Source organism: Mesorhizobium prunaredense, assembly GCF_900156895.1.
Classification (GTDB): domain Bacteria; phylum Pseudomonadota; class Alphaproteobacteria; order Rhizobiales; family Rhizobiaceae; genus Mesorhizobium; species Mesorhizobium prunaredense.
Window position 1 is genome coordinate 1 of record NZ_FTPD01000045.1, and the last position, 19,956, is coordinate 19,956.

The 19,956-nt window shown below is 60.8% G+C and carries 22 protein-coding genes; 10 read left to right on the forward strand and 12 right to left on the reverse strand.

All coding sequences use genetic code 11. The features are described from left to right. Positions 1–17: 17 nt before the first annotated feature. The 7 genes from BQ8794_RS23860 to BQ8794_RS23890 all read right to left on the reverse strand — a co-directional run bounded on the left by BQ8794_RS23860 (position 18) and on the right by BQ8794_RS23890 (position 7,621). Positions 18–710, reverse strand: a complete 693-nt coding sequence (locus BQ8794_RS23860) for a class II aldolase/adducin family protein (RefSeq protein WP_077381091.1) — start codon at positions 708–710, stop codon at positions 18–20. After that, positions 707–2,182, reverse strand: coding sequence for an FGGY family carbohydrate kinase (locus BQ8794_RS23865; RefSeq protein WP_077381092.1), 1,476 nt, complete (start codon positions 2,180–2,182; stop codon positions 707–709). Before BQ8794_RS23865 ends, BQ8794_RS23860 begins: the two co-directional genes overlap by 4 nt. Before the next feature lie 4 nt (positions 2,183–2,186). Then, a complete protein-coding gene (locus BQ8794_RS23870) occupies positions 2,187–3,035 on the reverse strand; it encodes a sugar phosphate isomerase/epimerase family protein (protein ID WP_077381093.1) in 849 nt (282 codons plus the stop codon). Between the two features lie 5 nt (positions 3,036–3,040). Continuing rightward, positions 3,041–4,036 carry an ABC transporter permease gene (locus tag BQ8794_RS23875; RefSeq protein WP_077381094.1) on the reverse strand — a complete coding sequence of 332 codons (996 nt, stop codon included), beginning with the start codon at positions 4,034–4,036 and terminating at the stop codon, positions 3,041–3,043. Then, positions 4,033–5,034 carry an ABC transporter permease gene (locus BQ8794_RS23880; RefSeq protein WP_077381095.1) on the reverse strand — a complete coding sequence of 334 codons (1,002 nt, stop codon included), beginning with the start codon at positions 5,032–5,034 and terminating at the stop codon, positions 4,033–4,035. Before BQ8794_RS23880 ends, BQ8794_RS23875 begins: the two co-directional genes overlap by 4 nt. Next, complete coding sequence (locus tag BQ8794_RS23885) at positions 5,027–6,541, reverse strand: sugar ABC transporter ATP-binding protein (protein ID WP_077381646.1); 1,515 nt, start codon at positions 6,539–6,541, stop codon at positions 5,027–5,029. The genes BQ8794_RS23880 and BQ8794_RS23885 overlap by 8 nt, the downstream gene beginning before the upstream one ends. Positions 6,542–6,631: 90 nt before the next feature. After that, the gene (locus BQ8794_RS23890; protein WP_077381096.1) at positions 6,632–7,621 is read right to left on the reverse strand and encodes an autoinducer 2 ABC transporter substrate-binding protein; all 990 of its coding nucleotides are present in this window, start codon (positions 7,619–7,621) and stop codon (positions 6,632–6,634) included. Between the two features lie 210 nt (positions 7,622–7,831). Between BQ8794_RS23890 and BQ8794_RS23895 the strand changes: the two genes are divergently transcribed. Next, entirely contained in the window at positions 7,832–8,890 is a 1,059-nt protein-coding gene (locus tag BQ8794_RS23895; RefSeq protein WP_077381097.1) for a LacI family DNA-binding transcriptional regulator, read from the forward strand. A 189-nt stretch (positions 8,891–9,079) separates the two neighbouring features. On the opposite strand, the gene BQ8794_RS23900 is transcribed toward BQ8794_RS23895, so the two are convergent. Then, a complete protein-coding gene (locus tag BQ8794_RS23900) occupies positions 9,080–9,721 on the reverse strand; it encodes a hypothetical protein (RefSeq protein WP_143744660.1) in 642 nt (213 codons plus the stop codon). 421 nt (positions 9,722–10,142) lie between these two features. Between BQ8794_RS23900 and BQ8794_RS23905 the strand changes: the two genes are divergently transcribed. Continuing rightward, on the forward strand, positions 10,143–11,618 hold the full coding sequence (locus tag BQ8794_RS23905) for an FAD-dependent oxidoreductase (RefSeq protein WP_077381647.1): 1,476 nt from the start codon (positions 10,143–10,145) through the stop codon (positions 11,616–11,618). A gap of 28 nt (positions 11,619–11,646) precedes the next feature. Here the strand turns inward: BQ8794_RS23905 and BQ8794_RS23910 are convergent, their stop codons facing one another. Both BQ8794_RS23910 and BQ8794_RS23915 read right to left on the reverse strand, forming a co-directional pair. Beyond that, positions 11,647–12,111, reverse strand: coding sequence for a YbhB/YbcL family Raf kinase inhibitor-like protein (locus BQ8794_RS23910; protein ID WP_077381648.1), 465 nt, complete (start codon positions 12,109–12,111; stop codon positions 11,647–11,649). Between the two features lie 524 nt (positions 12,112–12,635). Beyond that, entirely contained in the window at positions 12,636–13,067 is a 432-nt protein-coding gene (locus BQ8794_RS23915; RefSeq protein WP_077381099.1) for a hypothetical protein, read from the reverse strand. Positions 13,068–13,232: 165 nt separating this feature from the next. Here BQ8794_RS23915 and BQ8794_RS23920 point away from each other — a divergent pair, with 165 nt between their 5' ends. From BQ8794_RS23920 to BQ8794_RS23935, 4 genes are all read left to right on the forward strand, one after another. Beyond that, the gene (locus tag BQ8794_RS23920; protein ID WP_077381100.1) at positions 13,233–13,415 is read left to right on the forward strand and encodes a hypothetical protein; all 183 of its coding nucleotides are present in this window, start codon (positions 13,233–13,235) and stop codon (positions 13,413–13,415) included. 8 nt (positions 13,416–13,423) lie between these two features. Then, a complete protein-coding gene (locus tag BQ8794_RS23925; protein WP_077381101.1) occupies positions 13,424–13,645 on the forward strand; it encodes a hypothetical protein in 222 nt (73 codons plus the stop codon). 394 nt (positions 13,646–14,039) lie between these two features. Further along, positions 14,040–14,204, forward strand: coding sequence for a DUF3309 family protein (locus BQ8794_RS23930; protein ID WP_077381102.1), 165 nt, complete (start codon positions 14,040–14,042; stop codon positions 14,202–14,204). A gap of 169 nt (positions 14,205–14,373) precedes the next feature. Further along, a complete protein-coding gene (locus tag BQ8794_RS23935) occupies positions 14,374–15,780 on the forward strand; it encodes a PAS domain S-box protein (protein WP_244555079.1) in 1,407 nt (468 codons plus the stop codon). Between the two features lie 59 nt (positions 15,781–15,839). Here the strand turns inward: BQ8794_RS23935 and BQ8794_RS23940 are convergent, their stop codons facing one another. Beyond that, positions 15,840–16,181 carry a hypothetical protein gene (locus BQ8794_RS23940; protein ID WP_077381103.1) on the reverse strand — a complete coding sequence of 114 codons (342 nt, stop codon included), beginning with the start codon at positions 16,179–16,181 and terminating at the stop codon, positions 15,840–15,842. Positions 16,182–16,432: 251 nt separating this feature from the next. Here BQ8794_RS23940 and BQ8794_RS23945 point away from each other — a divergent pair, with 251 nt between their 5' ends. Then, positions 16,433–16,669: a hypothetical protein gene (locus BQ8794_RS23945; RefSeq protein WP_077381104.1), complete on the forward strand. Its 237-nt coding sequence runs from the start codon at positions 16,433–16,435 to the stop codon at positions 16,667–16,669. Positions 16,670–16,840: 171 nt separating this feature from the next. Further along, positions 16,841–17,257, forward strand: a complete 417-nt coding sequence (locus BQ8794_RS23950) for an HD domain-containing protein (RefSeq protein ID WP_077381105.1) — start codon at positions 16,841–16,843, stop codon at positions 17,255–17,257. A gap of 56 nt (positions 17,258–17,313) precedes the next feature. Here BQ8794_RS23950 and BQ8794_RS23955 read toward each other — a convergent pair whose 3' ends face one another. Then, positions 17,314–17,724 carry a DUF427 domain-containing protein gene (locus BQ8794_RS23955; protein ID WP_077381106.1) on the reverse strand — a complete coding sequence of 137 codons (411 nt, stop codon included), beginning with the start codon at positions 17,722–17,724 and terminating at the stop codon, positions 17,314–17,316. A gap of 221 nt (positions 17,725–17,945) precedes the next feature. On the opposite strand from BQ8794_RS23955, the gene BQ8794_RS23960 reads away from it, so the two are divergent. Continuing rightward, positions 17,946–18,383, forward strand: a complete 438-nt coding sequence (locus BQ8794_RS23960) for a CBS domain-containing protein (protein ID WP_077381107.1) — start codon at positions 17,946–17,948, stop codon at positions 18,381–18,383. A 431-nt stretch (positions 18,384–18,814) separates the two neighbouring features. Next, positions 18,815–19,945 (forward strand): site-2 protease family protein, encoded by a 1,131-nt coding sequence (locus BQ8794_RS23965; RefSeq protein ID WP_077381108.1) that lies wholly within the window; start codon positions 18,815–18,817, stop codon positions 19,943–19,945. Positions 19,946–19,956 lie beyond the last annotated feature (11 nt).

Sequence of the window (19,956 nt, forward strand, 5' to 3'; positions counted from 1 at the left end):
CCTAAATTCATCCCGCTCTAGACCGCAGCGTCGCGCGGCCGCGCCAAATCGTTCGTTCCCTCCGGATCCGGCGCTTGGCCATAGCTCATCTTCCTCATCTGCTCGATCACCCGCGCCATCTCCTCGTCGGAAAGGACCGGCGGCTCGCCAAGGCTAAGCGCCTGGACATACATGCGCGACAGGGTTTCGACCTCGTTCGCCAGCCACAACGCCGCTTCCATGGTCTTGCCGAGCGAAATCTGGCCGTGCTGGCCGAGCAGGCAGGCGAGGCGATCCTTGAGTGCAACCAAAGCATTGTCGGACAAAGCTTGCGTGCCAAAGGTCGCGTAGCCCGCGCAGCGGATGGTGGTGCCGCCAGCCACTCCCGTCATATAGTGGAAGCTCGGGATCGTCTTGTGATGGCAGGCCAGCGTCGTGGCGTAGAGCGAGTGGCAATGCAGCACGACCTCGATCTCCTGCCGCTCTCTCAAAATGTCACGGTGGAAGCGCCACTCCGAGGAGGGCCGTCGGCCGACATAGGTGCCGTCAAAGCCCATCTCGACGATGTCTTCGGGCGTCATCGTTTCGTAGGGCAGCGACGAGGGCGTGATCAGGAAACCGTCGCTAGAGCGCACCGACAAATTGCCGGCATTGCCCTGGTTGATGCCGCTTGAGTTCATCCGGCGGCAAACATCCACCATCTCGCGGCGCAGAGCGCTGTCATCAGTCATCGATCGTTCCTTTTTTTGGTCTTGCGCTGTTGCAAGTTGTTTCGCTTCGCCAGTTCGCGCCACCGCTGTGCATAGGCTGCGAGCGCCTCACGATCGCCGGCGAAAGCGGTCGGCAGGCTGACTGCGATGGGAGCCGGCGTGTCACGAGTTTCATGTTCGCCAAGTAACGCCGCACCCGAACCGGTGCCATAGGAGTCGAGGTTGTAGACCGTTTCGGCGTTTGGCCGCAGCGCGGCAACCAGCGTGGCGTAGAGCGGGTCTCGCAGGAAGGTGCCATCCAATGCAACCAGCCCGAATTCGTTCAGCGCATCGATACATTCCACCGTCAGCAGCGCGGCATAGAGCACTGCGAGCGCCTTGCGCTCAGCAGGGGTTTCTGCAGGCGGCCCTCCAAACCGGCCGCGCCCAGCGCTGCCGGGAAACAGGCCGTCATCGTCGCTGAACGAGGGCAATGCGAAGGTGCCGCGCTCAATCAGCAAACTGACCAGCGCAGCGTCGGCCGCAGTTCCTTCTTGCCCCTGCCCTGCCACCCCCTGCCCTGCCACATGACTGAACTCTCGCCCGCCCATGCTCAAAACGCCGCCGACCGGGCGTCCTGTCACGTCGCTGTTCAGCACCATTCCGCGATTTTCATCGAGTTGGTCGAGAGGTGTCGCCGCGCACATTCCGACAATCCAGGTTCCGGTAGAGATCACGCAGGCGTCGCGCATGCCTGCCGCCTGGTAGCGGTAGAGGTTCAGGCTGCTGTCGTGCCCGCCTGTCAAGACAGACAGCTTTTCCGGTATGCCGTGCCGGCGCGCCAGATCGTGCCGGATTGGCCCCAGCGCCTCCCAAGCCGGATGGAATGGTGGCATGAGGCGCTGCCACCCCTGCCCCGCCACAATGGGCGACCACTGCTTGCGCACATTGTTCCATAGATGTGACTGCGCCGACAGGATCGTCGTTTCGGCCGATGGCACGCCCGACAGCCGCCAGGCCCAATATTGAGACAAGCCCAGATACCACCGAGCCTGAGCGACGCGCTCCGGATCAACCTGCTGCATCCAGTACAGCTGGCGCGCCTGGTGGGCAGCCTTCAGCATGATCGCGCTGCCGCGATCGAAGAAATCGCCCGAAAGCGGCGCGTAGCCATCGCGAATTGCAGGCGGAAGATCCTGCTCATAGTCAATCATCGGCAGGGCGCAAGTCTCGTCGGGATCTTGGTTCACCAGAACCCCCGCGGAGCCATGTCCGGTGCCGACCACTTTTTCCAGCGGATGATGCCGGCACAAAGTGGCGAGCGAGCCGAACAGCCAGTCACCAATGCCGTCGAGATCGTGCTGCCGCCAAGGCGGGCCGGGCCGCACTTCGTTGTGGACAGAGAGGCTCTCCACGAGCACGCCGTCGAGCGTCATCGCTGAGAGCTTTATGTTGGTCTTGCCGACGTCGAAGACGGCGATCCTTGCGCCGTCCGCCTTCTGCCCGTCATCCATCGTATCAGATCAGACCGTATTGGCGAGCCTTGTTGCGCAGGAACGGCAAGCCATTGCCCATCACTTCGGCCTCGTCCTTCGCAACCGGCCGCCAGACCGAGAGGCCGTAGGAGACTTCCGGCGGCATGTTGATGAAGCTTTCCATGGCAAGTCCGCCCTTGAAACCGATCGCCGCCAGCGTCGCGCAGATCTCGTCCCAGGGGCAGTTGCCGGTGCCTGGTGTGCCGCGATCACTCTCAGACAAGTGGATGTACTTCAGGTGATCGCGGGCGGCCAGAATGCCGTTGGCGGCCCCCTTCTCCTCGATGTTCATATGGTAGGTGTCGAGATGAACAAAGATGTTGTCGGCCCCGACTTTCTCGACCATCCAGACGGCCTGCGCGCCGGTATTGATCAAATGGTTCTCGTAGCGGTTCACCGCCTCGATTCCGAGCTCGATGCCGCGCTTCTTGGCGTGCTTGGCGGCGACGGTCAGCACATGTGCGATATTGTCGTATTCCTTTTCGGTCGGTGGCAGGCCGGTGCGTTCGCCGATACCGCCAAAAATCACGCCGGAAAGCGCCAGCGCGCCCATTTCCGCAGTCTTGTCGATCGCCACTTCGAGATGTTCGATGGCGGCATCCGGCCGCACCGAGGCCCAAGCGCGCTCCGGCAGGCCAAGCGAGCAAACGGCAGGAAGATTGTGCTTTTCGAGCAACGCGCGTGTGTGCGCGGCATCGACCGCCGGCGCGTTCAGAAGCGCGATCTCGATAAAGTCCATCCCGTATTTGACGGAAGCCGCGATCGCCTTCTCCGCGCCGGCCCGGTCCCAGTTCATCGTCCACATCGAGGTGTGGACCCCAAAACCATGCATCTAACTCACCCTCTGTTTGTGTTTAGGAATTTGAGGCGCCCGGCAAGCCAGCGCAGGATCATCACCGTGATCATCAGGATGCCCCAGACTGCCGTCGCAAGATGCTGGCTTGCGCCCATCAGATTGAGTCCCGAGGACAGAAGCTGGAGCACGACCAGCGCAACGAAGACCGGGATCACCCGACCGAAGCCGCCGAACGGATTGACCCCGCCAAGGAAGCAGGCAAGCACGGTGATCAGCAGGTAAGACTCGCCGTGGCCGACACGCACCGAATTGAAGCGCGCCAGCATGATGATGCCGGCGACCGCGCACATCGCGCCGGACAATGTGTAGACGAGAACCTGCACCTTGCGCGTATTGATACCGGAATAGCGCGTGGCCTCGATATTGGAACCTATCATGTAGGTGTTGAAGCCTAGCTTCATGCGCGTCAGCAAGACGTGCCAGATCAGCACGCAAGCGATGAAGATGAGCAACGGCACCGGGATGCCAAAAATCGAACCGTAGCCGATCGGCGCCAGGAAGCCGGGAATGCCGGACACGTCGCCGCCGCGCGTCAGGAATTCGCCGAGACCGCGCAGGAAGATCATCATCGACAGCGAGACCAGGATCGGGTGAGCCTTGGTGTAGGCGATGACGAACCCCATGATCAGCCCGCTCAGTGCGCCGACCGCGATGGCAAGGACTGAGCCAAGGAGGAAGGCGCCGATGCCCGCGTCGACGCCTCCCTGGCTTTGCAGTACCCAAGCCAGCGTCAGGCCGGCCATGTTGGCCGTGAAGGTGATGGCCAGGTTCAGGCCGCCGGTCAGGATCGGCAGCAGCATGGCGAGTGTGAGGAGGCCGAGTTCCGGCAGCTGGAAGGCGACGGATCCAAAGGTAGCGCGGGAAAGAAAGTTCGGCGCGGCAAAACCGAACACGATCATGACAGCTACGAACGCGGCAAACGGACCTGCAAGTTCGGGGCCGAGCGCGTTGCGGACGCGTTCAATCAAAACCGTCATGAAGGCACCCGTCGGCTTTTCAGGAACGGCAGCAGGCGTTCGATGCTGGTATTCGAAAGCGTGATTGCGGCAAGAATGATGGCGCCGACGATCATCTTGAACGCGAAAGGCGACACGCCCATCAAATTGAGTCCGTTCTGGGTAATCGAGACCAACAGAACGCCCAGAATGCAGCCGAGCACGCTGCCCTTGCCGCCGCCGAGCCGCGCACCGCCAAGGACTACGGCTGCCAGGACGTCGAGTTCGCGCCCATAAAGGGCATTCGGCACAACCTCCTGCGCGTAATGCGCTTGGACGAGACCGGCGATACCCGCCATCAGGCCAAGCCAGCCGAAGGCGATAAATTGCATGGCACCGATATTGATGCCGAAGCGGCGCGCGCCCTCCGGGTTGTCGCCAAATGCGTAGAGTTGGCGGCCAGTGGTGGTGCGGGTGATCAACGCCCAGGTAGCGAACACGCATATGGCCATAATGAGCACAGGCAGGGTGATCTCCGCCCAGGTCCCGTCAGCCATCTCTCGCTCGAACAGCACGACGCGAGTGGTGAGCCAGTCCGGCAGGTTGTAGATCGACACGCCGCCTGTGAAAAACATCAGCAAGCCGAAGAAAATGTTGAAAGTCGAAATCGTGGCGACGATCGAGATGATCCTGAACCCGTGGATCAGCAAGGCGTTGATGCAGCCCAACGCCACGCCCAATACGCCAGCGATGATGAAGCCGACAATCCAATTCCCGCCGCCGATCCAGCCGAGGACGGTCGCGGTCAGATATTGCACAACGGAGGCAGCAACCGCGAAGGAGATGTCAATGCCGCCGGCGATCAACACGACCAGCAGGCCGACGGCGAAGATGATGTTGACCGAGCTGGTGTTCAGAAGGTCAAACGCGTTGCCGAGGGTGAAGAACCGGTCCGTCGCGAACGAAAGGAAGACGCAGATGACGGCGATAACGGCGAGCAAAGCCAGTTCCGTTGCGTGGGAGCGGACAAACCTACGCATAGACCGCCTCCTCGATCGCCTGGGGGGTCGTAGCGCCCGGCGTAAATTCGCCGACAATGCGCCCCTGAGCCATGTGCAGCACACGGTCCGCGTTGAAATAGACTTCAGGCACCTCGTCCGAGATCAGGATAATGGCCAGGCCGCTGTCCGCCAGCTTGGAAACGATGTCGAAAATGCCGGCGCGCGCGCCGACATCGACGCCGACCGTCGGTGCGTCGAGGATAAGCAGCTTCGGGTCGGTCGCCAGCCATTTTGCAATGGCGACACGTTGCTGATTTCCCCCTGACAGGGTCGAGATCGCGTCGTCCTGCTTTCCGATCCTGACCCCGAGATCCCTTATCCAGCGATTGACCAGAGATCGCTTGCGATCGCTCGAAATGAAACCGCCCGAAAGGATCTTGTCCAGCGAGGCGATGACCATGTTGTCGGCGATTGCCTGGGGCTGAATGAGACCGAGCGACAGCCGGTCCTCCGAAAGATAGGCGACGCCGGCGGCGATCGCGTCACGGTTGGAACCGAAGCGAACGGGCCTGCCATCCAGGACGACAGAGCCCGATTTCGGCTTGCGCATGCCAAACAATGTCAACGCCAATTCGGTGCGCCCTGCCCCGAGCAACCCGGAGATGCCGAGCGTCTCGCCGCGCCGGACCGTCAAGGACACGTCGTCGAATTCGCCGGGCCGCGACAGTCCCTTGACCTCAAGCATGACCGGGCTCCTGCTCAAATCCCGATGCAGGACGGAATAGTCGAAGGTCTTGCCCGTCATCAACTCGGTGATGCGCGACTGGGTCAGGCCTTTGGTTGGATAGACGCCAACCAGGGCGCCGTCGCGCAGCACGGTGACGCGGCTGGAGATTTCAAGAACCTCCGCCAGGCGATGACTGACGAACACGACGGCGACGCCCGACGCCGACAGATTGCGCACAATGTCCAGCAGATAGTCGGTTTCGGATTGGGTGAGCGACGCTGTCGGCTCGTCCATGAAGACGAGCTTTGCCTCGCCGACGAGGGCGCGCGCGATTGCTACGATCTGCCGCTGTGCGATGGGAAAGTGGTGGAGTGCTAGATCGACATCGAAGGTAACACCAAGACGTTGCAAGGCGTTGATCGCGACACGGCGCATCTCGGCATAGTTCACCAGCCGCGGCCAGCGGCCGATGACGGTCTGGAACGCGATATTCTCGGCGACAGTCATCTCGGGAAACAGGGCGAGGTCCTGCCAGATGACCTGAATTCCGCTGGCCTGCGCCGTAACCGGCGACATATGGGAGTAGCTCTGGCCATCATAGTCGATCACTGCGCCCGCCTCGGGCTTGTACACGCCTGTAATGACCTTGATCAGCGTGCTCTTGCCGGAGCCGTTCTCGCCGGCAAGACAATGCACCTCGCCCGGCAGCACCTCAAAGCTGACATTCTTCAGCGCCTTCACGCCGCCGAACGTCATGTTGACGTTGCGGAGCGACAGCAGCGGCCGTGGTGCGGCGCCATCGAGTGCCTGATCAGCCATCGAGTCGAAACCCCGGATCCAATCGCGTTTGCAATCCTGCAGCCGGGCCGGCGCGAGGCCGGGCCCGACTGCCATTAGCCTTGGGAGGCTTTACAGGCCCATCGCCGCGAGATCGTCGACAGTATCCTTGTTGATGGGGACCAGCTGATCGACGATGATGTTACGGTTTTCGAAGTCCGGCTTGACTGTCCCTAGCCCTTCGATCGTATCGCCATCCTTGATCTCGTTGCCCTTCATGAGATGGTCGGCCAGCGTAACGAAAACCTCGCCCGCCTGCTTTGGATTCCACATGAAGCCGCCGGAGATCGCGTCGCTTTTGATGAGCTTCCGGCCCTGGCCTGGCGAGAATGGTCCGAGCACGAAAATTTCGCCCACCTTCCGGCGCTCTTCGATTGCGCGGCCAGCGCCGATCGGGCCTTGGCTGCCGAAGGCGAGGAACCCCTTCAAGCCTGGATTTGCGGAGATCAGGTCAAGCGCAGTGCTGCGGCTCTTGTCTACATCCTCGGCGACGCCATAACGTTCGCCGACAAGCTTCATGTCCGGGTTGTTCTTCTTCAGATATTCGATTGCCGCATCGGCCCAGGCATTGTGCAGCGGCACCGTCAGCGAGCCGACGAACACTGCGTACTCACCCTTGCCGCCCATCTTCTCCGCCAGGAGCTTGGCATGAGCCTCGCCGAAGCCGGTCGCAGACGCGAGTTCGAAGTCCCAGTCGGCGCCCTTTTGGCCAGGCGATTCATGCGTGATGACGATGATGCCGGCGTCCTTGGCCTTCTGCAGGACTGGTTCAAGCACTTTCGCATCATTCGGCACGACGCCGATGACCTTGACGCCCTGCGCGATCAGATCCTCGATGGCGCGAACTTGCAGTGCTGGATCAGCGCTGGTCGGGCCGACCATGAATGCGTCGATCCCGAGCTTCTGGCCGCGCTCCTTGATACCCGCCTCCATTGCGTTGAACCACGGAATGCCGCCGATCTTGACGACGACGCCGACCTTGCCGGCCTGCTGTGCCATCGCAGCGAATGACCCGCCAATCATAAGGGTCGCGGCAAGCGCCGCGATCATGAGCTTTTTCATCTGTACTCCTCCCATAACGTTCCAAGTGGGAACACACTCGAGCCGTCGAACGACGGCGGCCGTTAGAAACCTCCCCCGAAAGAGACGGGGCACCTCCCCATCGATCATCCACCGGTTTCGCTTGCACAATCGATGGTGCATAAACTATTGTGCATCGAGAAGCTCTCGTCAAGCGGGATTTTGCTCTAATAGACGCGCCGGAGGCGCCAGATGGATCAGCGGGTCAAGAAGAAGGCGACGATCTATGACCTGTCCGTGCTGTCGGGCAGTTCGCCGTCGACCGTGAGTGCCGTCCTGAACGGCACTTGGCGCAAGCGCCGCATCAAGGAAAGTACGGCGCAAACAATTCTCGGCCTCGCCGAACTCCACCAATACACCACCAATCTGCAAGCGCGAGGCTTGCGACGCTCGCGATCGGGCCTGGTCGGCCTGATGCTGCCCGTCCACGACAATCGCTACTTCTCCTCCATGGCGCAGACGTTTGAGGGGCATGTGCGCAGCCGCGGCCAATGCCCGGTCGTGGTTAGCGCCAGCCGCGACCCGGAAGAGGAACGGCGGACCGCGGAGACGCTGATCTCCTATTCAATCGACCAGCTCTTCATCGTCGGCGCCACCGATCCGGACGGCGTGCACGAGGTCTGCGAACCGGCGGGGCTGAGGCATATCAACATCGACCTGCCGGGAGCGAAGGCGCATTCGGTGATCAGCGACAATTATGAGGGCGCGCGGATGCTGACCGAAGCAATCATCCGCCGCTTCAGCAATGATGATCCTCTGCGGCCGGACGAGCTGTTTCTGTTTGGCGGCCGCAACGACCACGCCAGCCGCGAACGCATCGCCGCTTTCCATGCGACCAAGAAGGCGCTGCTGGGCACCGACCCTGACGATGGTGTGCAGTCCTCCGGGTACTCGCCTGATATAACTTTGCGTGCCTTCGAGGCGTTTTACCAAAGCCGTGGCAAGCTGCCGCGCGCGCTGTTCATCAATTCGTCGATCAATATGGAAGGTCTGCTGCGTTTCATGGCGGGCCGGCCAGCGGAAATGTTCAGCGAGCTCGTCGTCGGTTGCTACGACTATGACCCGTTCGGCTCCTTCCTGCCCTTCCCCGTAATCATGGTGCGGCAGAATGTTGAGGCGATGATCACGAAGGCATTCGAGTTGATCGATGAACCGCCGACGGCACCGCAGACCTTCCTGATTGCGCCAGAGTTGATCCAGCCCAGGTCTGCGCTGAAAGGGCCGCTCGACAGTCTGAAGGATATAGCCTGAGAGTGAATCGGCGCTATAGGGCGATCCCAACCTTGAGATTTTCAAAGGTTGATCGTGCCGACCTCAGAGAGTGTCGCCGTCCTCACCGTGAGCCAACAGGGTGGGCGCGTAGGCGCCTGTAAAAAGGTCTACAGCAGCGAGCTTAGAAGCGATAACGGATGCCAAGAGTGTTCGCATTGGAACCCTCTTTCATATCGCCAATTGTACCATTGGCGCCGGATCTATGGTGGAGCTGGTAGACAAGTTCGACATTGGGGGCTTGCCTCGCTCTGAAAGTAAGCTCCGCGCCAACGAAGCCGAGGAATGATGCATCGCCATCGTAGACGATTTCGCGATCGAGCTCGATCTCGGTAGGGCCTGTAACGGCAGTCGCGCTCCGGCCCAAAGTTCGCCAGTCGTATCATCGTCTTCGCCAAATCTTACGGCCGCGCCGGTGACGCCACCAAGAACGAAGCCAGCGCCGATATCGACGAAATCGCGACCGTATGCAGCTCCGATTATATAGTTGTCCGTGTAGTCGGCACCCAAAACGTTGATCGCGTCGCCGAAGGCCCCGCGCGCAAAGACGCCACCAAAGACATAAACATCATTCTTGGTCGGCAAACCGTCAGCAAAAGGGTCTTGGGTCGCAAAATAGATAAAGGGAGAATTGTCATCGGCGAGTCCAGAACTGAGTGAAATGCTCAAGATCACCGCAGCCAGGGCCACTTGCAGTCCACGCATAGACAAGCTCCGAATCAACCCATTTACATGGTTGGCAATAGCAGTAGGAAAAAACAAGGTACGAATTGTTTTATCGCCAAAATACTGGATGCGGGTGGCTCGAACCATTCTTTAGGCTTTGCCGGGCGCGCGCAGGTGACCTTCGCCACAGGCCGTAACGGCACAGTCTTCGGCCGCCGGCCTGATAGTAATAGCATCAGCCTATACCAATTCACGTCCGTAGCAGCGTTCGACTGACGCGATCATCTGCTGGAGTTCCATCATTGATGGATAAGATTCCTGTGCGCCTTTTTTCCTGACGGCAATCGCCGAAGCCGCGACGCCCCAGCAAGCGGCTGCGCGTTCAGGACTCGCCAAGAAAATGGGCCTCAACCGCAAACCCAAGGCAGCGGAACTGTTAAGCGGACGCGAAGGAAAGCAGCCTAATCACAATAAGAAACCACGATTGAAGACCGTAGATCTCGGAACGTTTTCGCGCCGGCGCGGGTTGTCGATGGAGATGCATCGAAACGCATGGGACGCGGAAGAAATGGCCATTCTTTCGGGAAAACCGGGAAGCTGTTGGGTGGCGGCAGCCACCGCTACGAACTATCCCCCGCTCGAGGGCTCGATCCATGCCGATGCCGTTGTCGTGGGCGCCGGGATTGTCGGGCTCACGACGGCGCTTCGCCTTTGCGAGGCCGGTCGGTCGGTGATCGTCGTCGAAGGCTTGCGCACAGGCGGCCAGGTGACCGGCCGCTCGACGGCCAAGATCACGACGCAGCACGCGCTGATCTATCGCCATCTCATCGACACCTTTGGGCGGGACCTGGCGCAGACCTATGCCGATGCGAATTCCGCCGGCGCCGTCCAGATCCGGGAATGGGTTCGCAACTATGCCATTCCCTGCGATCTCGAGGCCAAGGACGCCTATACCTACAGCTGCGATGCAAGCCGGCGCACGCAGATCGTGGCCGAGGCAGAGGCCGCACGCCAGGTTGGCCTGGACGCCGATGTTCTCGAGCGCGCGCCGCTGCCTTTCGAAACGGCAGCCGCTCTGCGTTTTTTCGACCAGGCTCAGTTCAATCCGGCGATGTATCTGGTTGGCCTGGCTCAAGCGGTGACGGCCCGTGGCGGACGGATTTTCGAAAACAGCCGCGCGATCTCGATCGGCGAGGCAAGCCGCTGGCGCGTCGTCACCGACAGCGGCACCGTTCACGCCGAGCATGTGGTCGTCGCCACCAACATGACAGTGAAGAGCCCCGTAGGAATGGCGAACCGCACCCAGCCGCGCTGCCACACTGCCATGGCGTTTCGGATCGATGACCCTCTTGCTGTCGACGGCATGTTCATCGGCATCGACGATCCGACGCATTCCATCCGCACCGGCCGCGACGCCGAAGGCCCGCTGCTTGTCGCACTCGGCCCCAAGTTCGACACGGGCCAGGACGGCGATGTGGCGAAACGGTTTGTCGAGCTGGAACAATGGGCACGAATGAGCCTTCCAGTTGGGGACGTTGCGTGGCGCTGGTGCAATGAGGACTATGATACGGCCGATAGGGTTCCGTATGCCGGCGAACCCGATCCGGCCAAAGCCTCCGGTTTTCATATCGCCACGGGATTCAACGCCTGGGGCATCACCAATGGAACGGCTGCAGGCACGATGATCGCGGATCTGATCTGCGCGCGGCCGAGTCCATGGCAAAAGCTCTACGACCCGGCGCGGTCTTATCCCGAGGACTTTCACAAGAATGGCCGCAGCCAATCGTTTGTCTCAAGCCTCGACGACATCGTGCCCGGCATGGGCGGTGTGATCGTCAGGGGTGACGAAAAGATCGCGGCGTGGAGAGACACTGAAGGGGTGCTCCACCCCGTTTCGGCGACATGCACCCACAAGGGCTGCACCGTGACCTGGAACAACGCGGACAACACCTGGGATTGTCCTTGCCATGGCTCGATTTTCGCCGCCGACGGTTCGGTCATCCATGGCCCGGCTCGAAAACCGCTTGCCCCGGCCGCGCTGTAAAAAAGGCGGCGACTGACACGGCCCGGTGTTACCGTGCGTAGGTTCCGACCAACTCGGTCTGCTCCAGCGCATGCTTCTGGGCTTCCTTCCAGACAAGCTGCACGCCCGCCTGTCCCGGCACACTGAGGCTCGGCACGTCGAGCGCGGCCAGCCGGAAATGATAATGATGGACGCCATGTCCCACCGGCGGCTGCGGGCCATCGTAATAGGCGTTGCCGAAATCGTTGGTGCCTTGCCTGAGTGCCGATGGGCCTGGCTTGCCGTCTTGCGCCTCGGCGAGCTCGCCGGCATCGGGCGGGATATTGAACACCGCCCAGTGCCCGAAAATCCTGCTCGGCGCGTCGGGATCCTGCACGACAAGAACAAGGCTCTTGGTACCGTCCGGAACACCGGACCATTTTAGCGGTGGTGAGACATTCTGGCCGTCGCGGGTATACCTTTCAGGGATTTTCCCGCCCGCCGGGAACGCCGGGCTGATAAGGGTGAGTGGCATTTCCATCTCCCCAAGAAGAAGCGCTACAGCCAGCTATATCTGGCGCTATTTCACGCCGCTTGCTGAGCTGCCGCGACGCGCCTGATTTCTGCTGGCAAGGATTCCCAAACCTTGATCATCTGCCCCTCTCCCACATGGTGAGCGAGCACCTTGGATACGACCTGTTGGCACAGGCCCGGATTCTTTCAGCCGCACATTCCAACCATGTCCCTCAAGAAAGGTTCCCCGACGAAATCTGCGGGCATGTCACGGGGACGAGATTCCGCCAACGATGCATCTGTGGTGGCATGGATCACGGGCGCCGGCCGTGTTCACATGCATCGGGCTTCCTGGTCACCCTCTACGTGGATCCGTTCGGATTTGCGCCCCGCCGACAAGGAACCCGGCCATAAGCCTTCGCCCGGCCGCCCTGAATGCAGGGCGTCGGCTCGATCAACACTGCGGCGCCGGCGATGCCACCAGCCTTTGCCGGCCAGCCGCTAACGAGAACGATCAAGACTTGTCGTCACCGTTCTGCGCCGGCATCAATGGACAAACTTGGCCCTCAGCCAAGTCAGAAGTCTGTTCCCGGCAATCGTCCGGCGGACTCTGGCGGCAGCCCATCGCGCTTGCATCGTAGCACCAACATGGCAGTGACAGACGATGTTGTGCAACTGCGAGTCACTTAGCTCGAAGAAGCGCTTTGCCTCACCGTAGGTATCATCTTTCAGACCAATGGCGCGCAGCACCGGATCCTCGTAGGCCACAGCGATCGGCGACCCCGCGCCACGCGCTACAGCACGGGCTTCAGGACTGAGATATTCGGTGCCTGAAAGGGCTCCGAGGCACCGCCGTGGATTTCGTTCGAGAAGCTCTGCCCAACGCTCGATCCGCTGCGCCCGAGTCATGACCGGGTATGTCCCCGAGGGCTCAACTTTCGCAACTGTCTGTAGTTGTTCCAGTGTTTGGTGTTTCATGGTCGGCTCCTTTCAATAGGTCGAAGCGCCCACGCCCTGACAAAAGATTATTGCGCTGAGACGCGCCGGCAAGGCCGGAATTGCCAATGTTAGGAGCCGCTCGCACGGTTCGTATCAGGAACCTTCCCGGGGGCCTGCTTGTTTTGGCTAGAAAAGGAGAAGGTCATGAGCACAAAACCACCACCCGTTCCGGCAGAGAACCGGAGCCCAAAGGGTCCGGGCGACAAGAAGTCGGTTCCTGTCGACCAAACGCAGCACAGCCATTCCGCCCCAAATCCCGACAAACAGGGCCAGCAGGGCAACACGAAGGTCAACACGACCCATCAAGGCCACCAGCAGGACCGTTAGGTGATTTCATGTCCACGTCGAAGAAGACCCGCGCCAGCATTCGCCATGGCGGTCTTGGCGCATCGCACGAAAATGCCAAGGAGCCGCTGGTGATAGAAAAGCCGCCAGCCGATTCCGATCTGCGCAGCCGCAGCAAGATCTCAGGCGGCGGAGGCGAACGCGACAGCCACCATACTCATGACCCCGAAAAGAAGGGCGGCGGCACCCGGCCGGCACACAAAGGAAGGTGAATTGTGTTCACGTCCCCGGCGAAGCGTGCGGCCGGGCACCTCGCGTTTTCTGCTGAATTCGCGAGGTGCCAAGCATCATCCGGCCGTCGACTGTGAGCACCGCCTCGGAGTGGCTGTGGCCTTTTTCGGCTTACCGCCGCAACTTCGGACCGCGTCACGCATTTTTGCTGTGATCGCCCGTCCCTCCAGGTGGTCCGAGGCTGAAAAGCCTGATGCCCGCTGGCTCCCGGCCGGCGGGCTTTCTCGTGAGGCCACCGGTTTTTCCCGCTAGACGAGCGACAACGATGCTACTTCCGGTGGAACAGGAAGCCCCCTCTGGGAGTTCATACCGTCATCAACAGGCGCATGGACGTGCCCTTGTACGGCGCGGCAGCGCACGAATGGGAGAACAACCATGAGCCTCGGAACCATACTCATCATCATTTTGATCCTTATCTTGCTTGGCGGGTTCAGCGGTTTGGGTGGTGGACCGTTCTACGGCACCGGCTATTATGGCGGTGGCGGCCTCGGTCTCGTGCTGCTGATCCTGATTATCCTAGTCCTTCTCGGGCGCATTTAGTACACGATTAGGCGGACAATTTGGCGATGATCCTGTGTCGGCCTGATGCCTTGCCCAGGAATGTCGCCGCGGTTGCGGGCAAAGGGGGCCGCACGTGATTGTCCGGACGGAACCGAAATCGCCCAGGTGCATTATAGCCGCTCAGAAATCCACGAGAATGGCGCCATAAGTGAACTTCGTTGAACAAGCCGATGTCGGCCTCGGAGTTCCGGGCATTCCCACTGCCGATCTGATGCAGGCACTGCCGGTCGCCATCTACACCGTCGACGGGCAGGGACGCATCACCTTCTTCAACGAAGCCGCAGCTGAGCTCTGGGGCCATCGTCCTGTTATCGGTCGGGACCTATGGTGCGGCTCGTGGAAGCTTCGTCATCTGGACGGTCGGGATATGGCGCATGGCGAGTGTCCGATGGCCGTGGCGCTGCGCGAAGGGCGGGATGTCTCCTGGGACCAGGCGATTGCGGAGCGGCCGGATGGCGAACTGGTCCCATTCAGGGCTCACCCACGCCTGCTTCGCGACGAAGCGGGCAATGTTGTCGGTGCCATCAACACGCTGCTCGACCTGCGCACGCAGACGCTGGGCGATGAAGCCCGCATGCGTCTTGCCGCCATTGTCGAGTCGTCGATGGACGCCATCGTCTCGAAGGACATGAATGGGATTATCACCAGCTGGAACGATGCTGCAGAACGCCTGTTCGGCTACACGCCTGCCGAGGCGATCGGCCGGCCGGTGACGATGCTCATTCCGCCCGATCGTCTCGACGAGGAAGTCTCGATCATCAGCCGCATCCGCGCCGGCGAACGCGTCCCCTCCTATGAGACGATGCGCCTGCGCAAGGACGGCACGCTCGTTTCGGTCTCGCTCACCGTCTCGCCGATCCGCGACACCATCGGGCGGGTCGTCGGCGCCTCCAAGATCGCGCGCGACATCAGTTCCCACAAGGAAAACGAACGGCGCATCCGACTGCTCATGCGCGAGGTCAACCATCGGGTGAAGAACCAGTATTCGGTCATCATCTCGATGATCCGCGAGACCAGCAAGCTGACGAGCACACCTGAGGCTTTCCTCGGGCAGGTTCGGGAGCGTATCGCGGCGCTTTCGGAATCCCATGATCTCCTGGTCAATGCCGAGTGGCGCGGCGCGACCGTCGGCGAGCTCATCCATGCACAGCTAAAGGCATTCGCAGCGCAGCCCCGCGTGTCGATGGCCGGGCCAATGCTGATTCTGCAGCCGAACGCCGTGCAGTATCTCGGTATCGCCTTCCACGAACTCGCCACCAATTCGGCAAAACATGGAGCGCTGTCGTGCAGCGGCGGACGCGTCGAAATCGATTGGAATGTGATCCCTGCCGGCGACGGCGCCGACACCTTTCGACTGGTCTGGCGTGAGTTGGACGGGCCGATCCTGGACGCTGTCAGGTCGCGCGGTTTCGGAGTGGTCGTCCTCGAGCGAGTGGCGCCGCAGGCTCTCAGCGGCAGCGGGCGGCTGGAGTTCCACGCCCGAGGCGTCACCTGGACGCTCGAGGCGCCGCTGCATTTCGTCCAGGCGTCAGTAGCGGATAACGCGGCCGATTGAAAGCCGCCCGTGAACTGAACCCTTCCCCTCCAACCGACTGTGCTGACGCTCGGCCGGACCTATTGCGTTCGGTCCGGCTGGTGAAGATAGAGCGAAACTGCCCTGTCCTCCAGGACGTCGAGGGTGCCTCTCCCAGGCAAAGCGTCGCGATGAACTGAGAGCCGATAGACGTTACCCAACTCAAAGACGGTCAGGCTGTCGAATTCCATGGCTGCCCCGTAGAACTGGGCCGCTTGCAGCACCAGGCTCTCAATGTCTTCGAGTGCGACGTTTTCTGCGAGGTTTTGCAGCCGCACGGCCTCGGCCACCGCAGTGACATTGACTATCCCCTTGCACCGGGCGGCGGTCCAAACTTGCAGGTTAACGTCGTGACACAAATGGGCCGAATAACCGTCTCTCATGGAAAACCCTTCCTTTCAGGAGCGGTTTGTCCCTCGAGATCAGCATGTGCCATAGCAGCTCGAATGACAAGCGTAATCCATCAAACAACACACAAAATCAACAAGTTAGCATACCGCTCAGGCTACACGATCGACGCTTGACAGTAACTGTGAGCCTTTCACGCCGATGGCCAATGAGCCGGTCTTGACGGCTGACGAGGCTTTTCCTACTTCTTAGACAAATACTAACTTTGAGCGTCTGGAGGGCAGAAATGGCCGAACTGGAAAGACCCGAACGACTGCAGATCATGCTAACGTCGGACGAGTTGGCTGCTTTGGAAAACTGGCGCTTCGAAAGGCGCATGCCAAGCCGGTCGGCGGCCGTAAGAGAGTTGCTGCGGCGCGGTCTCCATGCCGACGGATTTTTGACGGCAGCACAAGGTGCCAAGTCGCAGGATTTTGGAATTCTGCCCAATTCCGACATTGTCGATGGAGTGTCGAGCGACTAGGGCGGTAAGCTATAAGGTTGCCTCGCGGCTCTAGAGACGCTTCGGCAACAGCGTGCCGGAGCCTTGCCCATTCTGTGGAACTTCAGGCAATCGTCGTGCGTTCGGTGAGGCATGTTGTGGACCGGAACAAGGCCGGTTGCATCGTCACACAGGCCAGCAAGGATCGAGGCAGTGAGCTTCCTTTACCGCGCGGCAAAAATCGCCGAGCAAGCTCATTCGGGGCAAACGGACAAGACCGGACGGCCCTATATCGAGCATTGCCGCCGGGTCGTTGATGCCGTCGAAACGCTCGACCAGAAGGCCGTTGCCTACCTCCACGACGTTGTTGAGAAAAGCGACGATTGGGATCGCGAGCGGCTCGAGGCGGCCGGTTTCGGAACATCCATCGTATCGGCAGTCGATGCGATGACACGCAGGCCGGACGAGGACAACCTCGCTTTCGTGCGCAGAGCAGCAGCCAACCCATTGGCGCTGCCGGTCAAGCGCGCCGATCTTACCGACAACCTATGGCAGGCACAGCAGATTGGCGCGTCGACATCGAAATATGAAGACGGACTGCGGATTCTCGACGAAGAATTCTCCGAATGACGAAAGGATTGTCGCCTGTGGCGTGATCGGCCGATGTGGGACCTTCATGCGAGGCTCTATTCGGGGATGTGAGGCGTATGCCGCTTGTCCTCGGCAGGATCGGCATCGATCCGCGCCTTGTTGGGATCGAAGGCGCCATGGCGGGCGATGGCCAAAGCCGGCGTGTCGGGCGTCTCGTAGGCCCACATGAAGTCGTCAGCCGCTCCGCCGACCGCGTGGACCCGCCAGTAACTGGCCGTGCCCTTCAGCGGGGATTGCGTTGTGGTGTTTGTCTTCTCCAGAAGGTCGAAATAGATATCCTCGAAGGGGATATAGAAGACGGGATCGTGCCCATCTTCATGGAGCACTTTTGCCCGCTCGGTCGAGGCAATGATCGCGTCGGAGAACCTGACCGTCACGGTTCCATTGAACGGGGTAATCGTCAGCGCGCCGGGACGGCTGATGGGATTTGCGGCTAAGGGCTGCATTCGACTTCTCCGTTGGCTGCCGATCTCCTGGAACGTCGTATCGCCCGTCAGGGTTCCAACCGAGAGAGGCTCATTGGAGCCGCGACATCGGGGGAGCCGGCGACAGGTGAAAAACCTCCCGCGGGGCATTCAGATTCAAGGGAACGTTACCGCCGAAGAGTTCGTTTCCTAGGTTAACACCGAAACCGGCGGCGGGGCTTCGCAAGTTAAGGGAGATTGCCATGAAAGTCGGCAACTGCATGACGAGGAATGTCCAGGTCGCCAACCCCGAACAGTCCATCCGTGAAGTAGCTGAAATTATGGGCAGGCTTGACGCCGGAGTGATGCCCGTGGGCGACCACGACCGGCTGGTCGGGATGATCACCGATCGAGATATCGCGATCCGCGGCGTAGCATTGGGTAAGGGACCTGACACGAAGGTGCGTGATGTCATGAGCCTTGAGGTCAAATATTGCTTCGATGATGAAGACGTCGAGCATGTGCTTGAAAACATGGGCGACCTGCAGGTACGTCGGCTCCCGGTTCTGAACCGCGACAAGAGGCTCGTCGGCATCGTCTCTCTTGGCGATCTCGCGACGAATGGCGAATCGGCAGAGGCGGGAGAGGCTTTAAGCGACATCTCGAAGCCGGGCGGCGAGCATTCGCAGACTGCCCACTGACTGACGCCGCGACATGTTAGTGCAAGGTCAACATCACTTGTTTCGCGGTGCGTCGGCTAATGCCGGCGCCCCGCCGGAGCCTTCTGCATTGCGATGTTCTTCGGCAAAGGTTCAGGAGCATCCATGACAACGATCCGAAGCACCGTGTCCTTCAGCGCCGAAAAAAGCGCGGCAGCGCGAGATCATCGTGCAGGCGCGGACGCGTCGGATCACGACGCGCCGAGACGTTCACGGGGACGTCGTGTCGTGATAAGCTCTTCTTGCGACGGGACCGCGCGACACCGAGGCGGGCATCTCGCGGCCGCGCAGCCCCTAATCGCAGACCATGAGCTTGAGCACCTGATGTTCTCGAACGATTGCAAGCGTCCTGCCAAAGCCTGTTGCGAAGGTGGGGCCTCCTGCGAAGGTCGGGTCTCTCGGAGTGGACGGATTTGGGTTGGTCGCTGAACCTCGGGACGATCGCCGGCACCACCGTGCGCGTTCACTTTACCTTCCTGCTTCTGCTCGTCTGGATTTGGCTGACGCACTATCAGATCGGCGGCACACCAGCAGCCTGGCAAGGCGTTGCCTTCATCATTGCGGTTTTTGCCTGCGTGGTCCTGCATGAGTTCGGCCACATCGCCGCCGCGCGGTATTTCGGCATCAGCACGCCGGACATTACGCTTTTCCCGATCGGCGGCGTCGCCAGGCTCGAACGCATGCCCGAAGAGCCGGGGCAGGAGTTCGTTATCGCGGTCGCCGGGCCGCTGGTCAATGTCGCGATCGCCGCGCTGATCTTCGTCCTGCTCGGCGGGCCGGCGCGCGTCGAACAGATGGCCGGGATCGAGGATCCGCGTATGAGTTTTCTCGCCAGGCTTGCCGGCGTCAATGTCTTCCTTGTCCTTTTCAATATGATCCCAGCCTTCCCGATGGATGGCGGCCGTATCCTGCGCGCCGCACTCGCCGCCCGCCTCTCGTGGTCGCGCGCGACCCAGATCGCAGCCACGATCGGGCAAGGATTGGCCTTCGTCTTCGGTTTCGTTGGGCTGTTCTACAATCCGCTGCTGATCTTCATCGGCATCTTCGTCTATCTCGCCGCGGCAGCGGAAGCGCAAAATGCACAGATCCGGGAGGTAGCCACAAGCGTCCTTGTCGCGGATGTGATGATCACCGAGTTCGCCCGGCTGGAACGGTCGGCGACGCTCGACCAGGCAATCGAGATGCTGCTCGCGACCACCCAGCACGAATTCCCTGTCGTCGACTCCGCTGGCCGTCTTGAAGGATTGGTGACACGCAACGACATGATCCGGACATTGAAGGAAAAGGGACCCGCCGCACCGGTCGCGAGCGCAATGCGGCACGATATCCCGAAAATACATTACCGCAAAAGTCTCGAGGAAAGCCTGCGGCTGATGCAGCAGGCAGACGTGCCTGCTGTAGCCGTCGTCGACAATTCCGACCGGCTGGTCGGGCTCATGACACACGAAACCATAGGCGAGATGCTCATGATCCGCTCAGCCGTGTCGGATGCCTTCCGATTTGGTCGTTTGCGTGGGGCCAAGCCGCGATTCACACGGATCTGAGCAAGAGGATT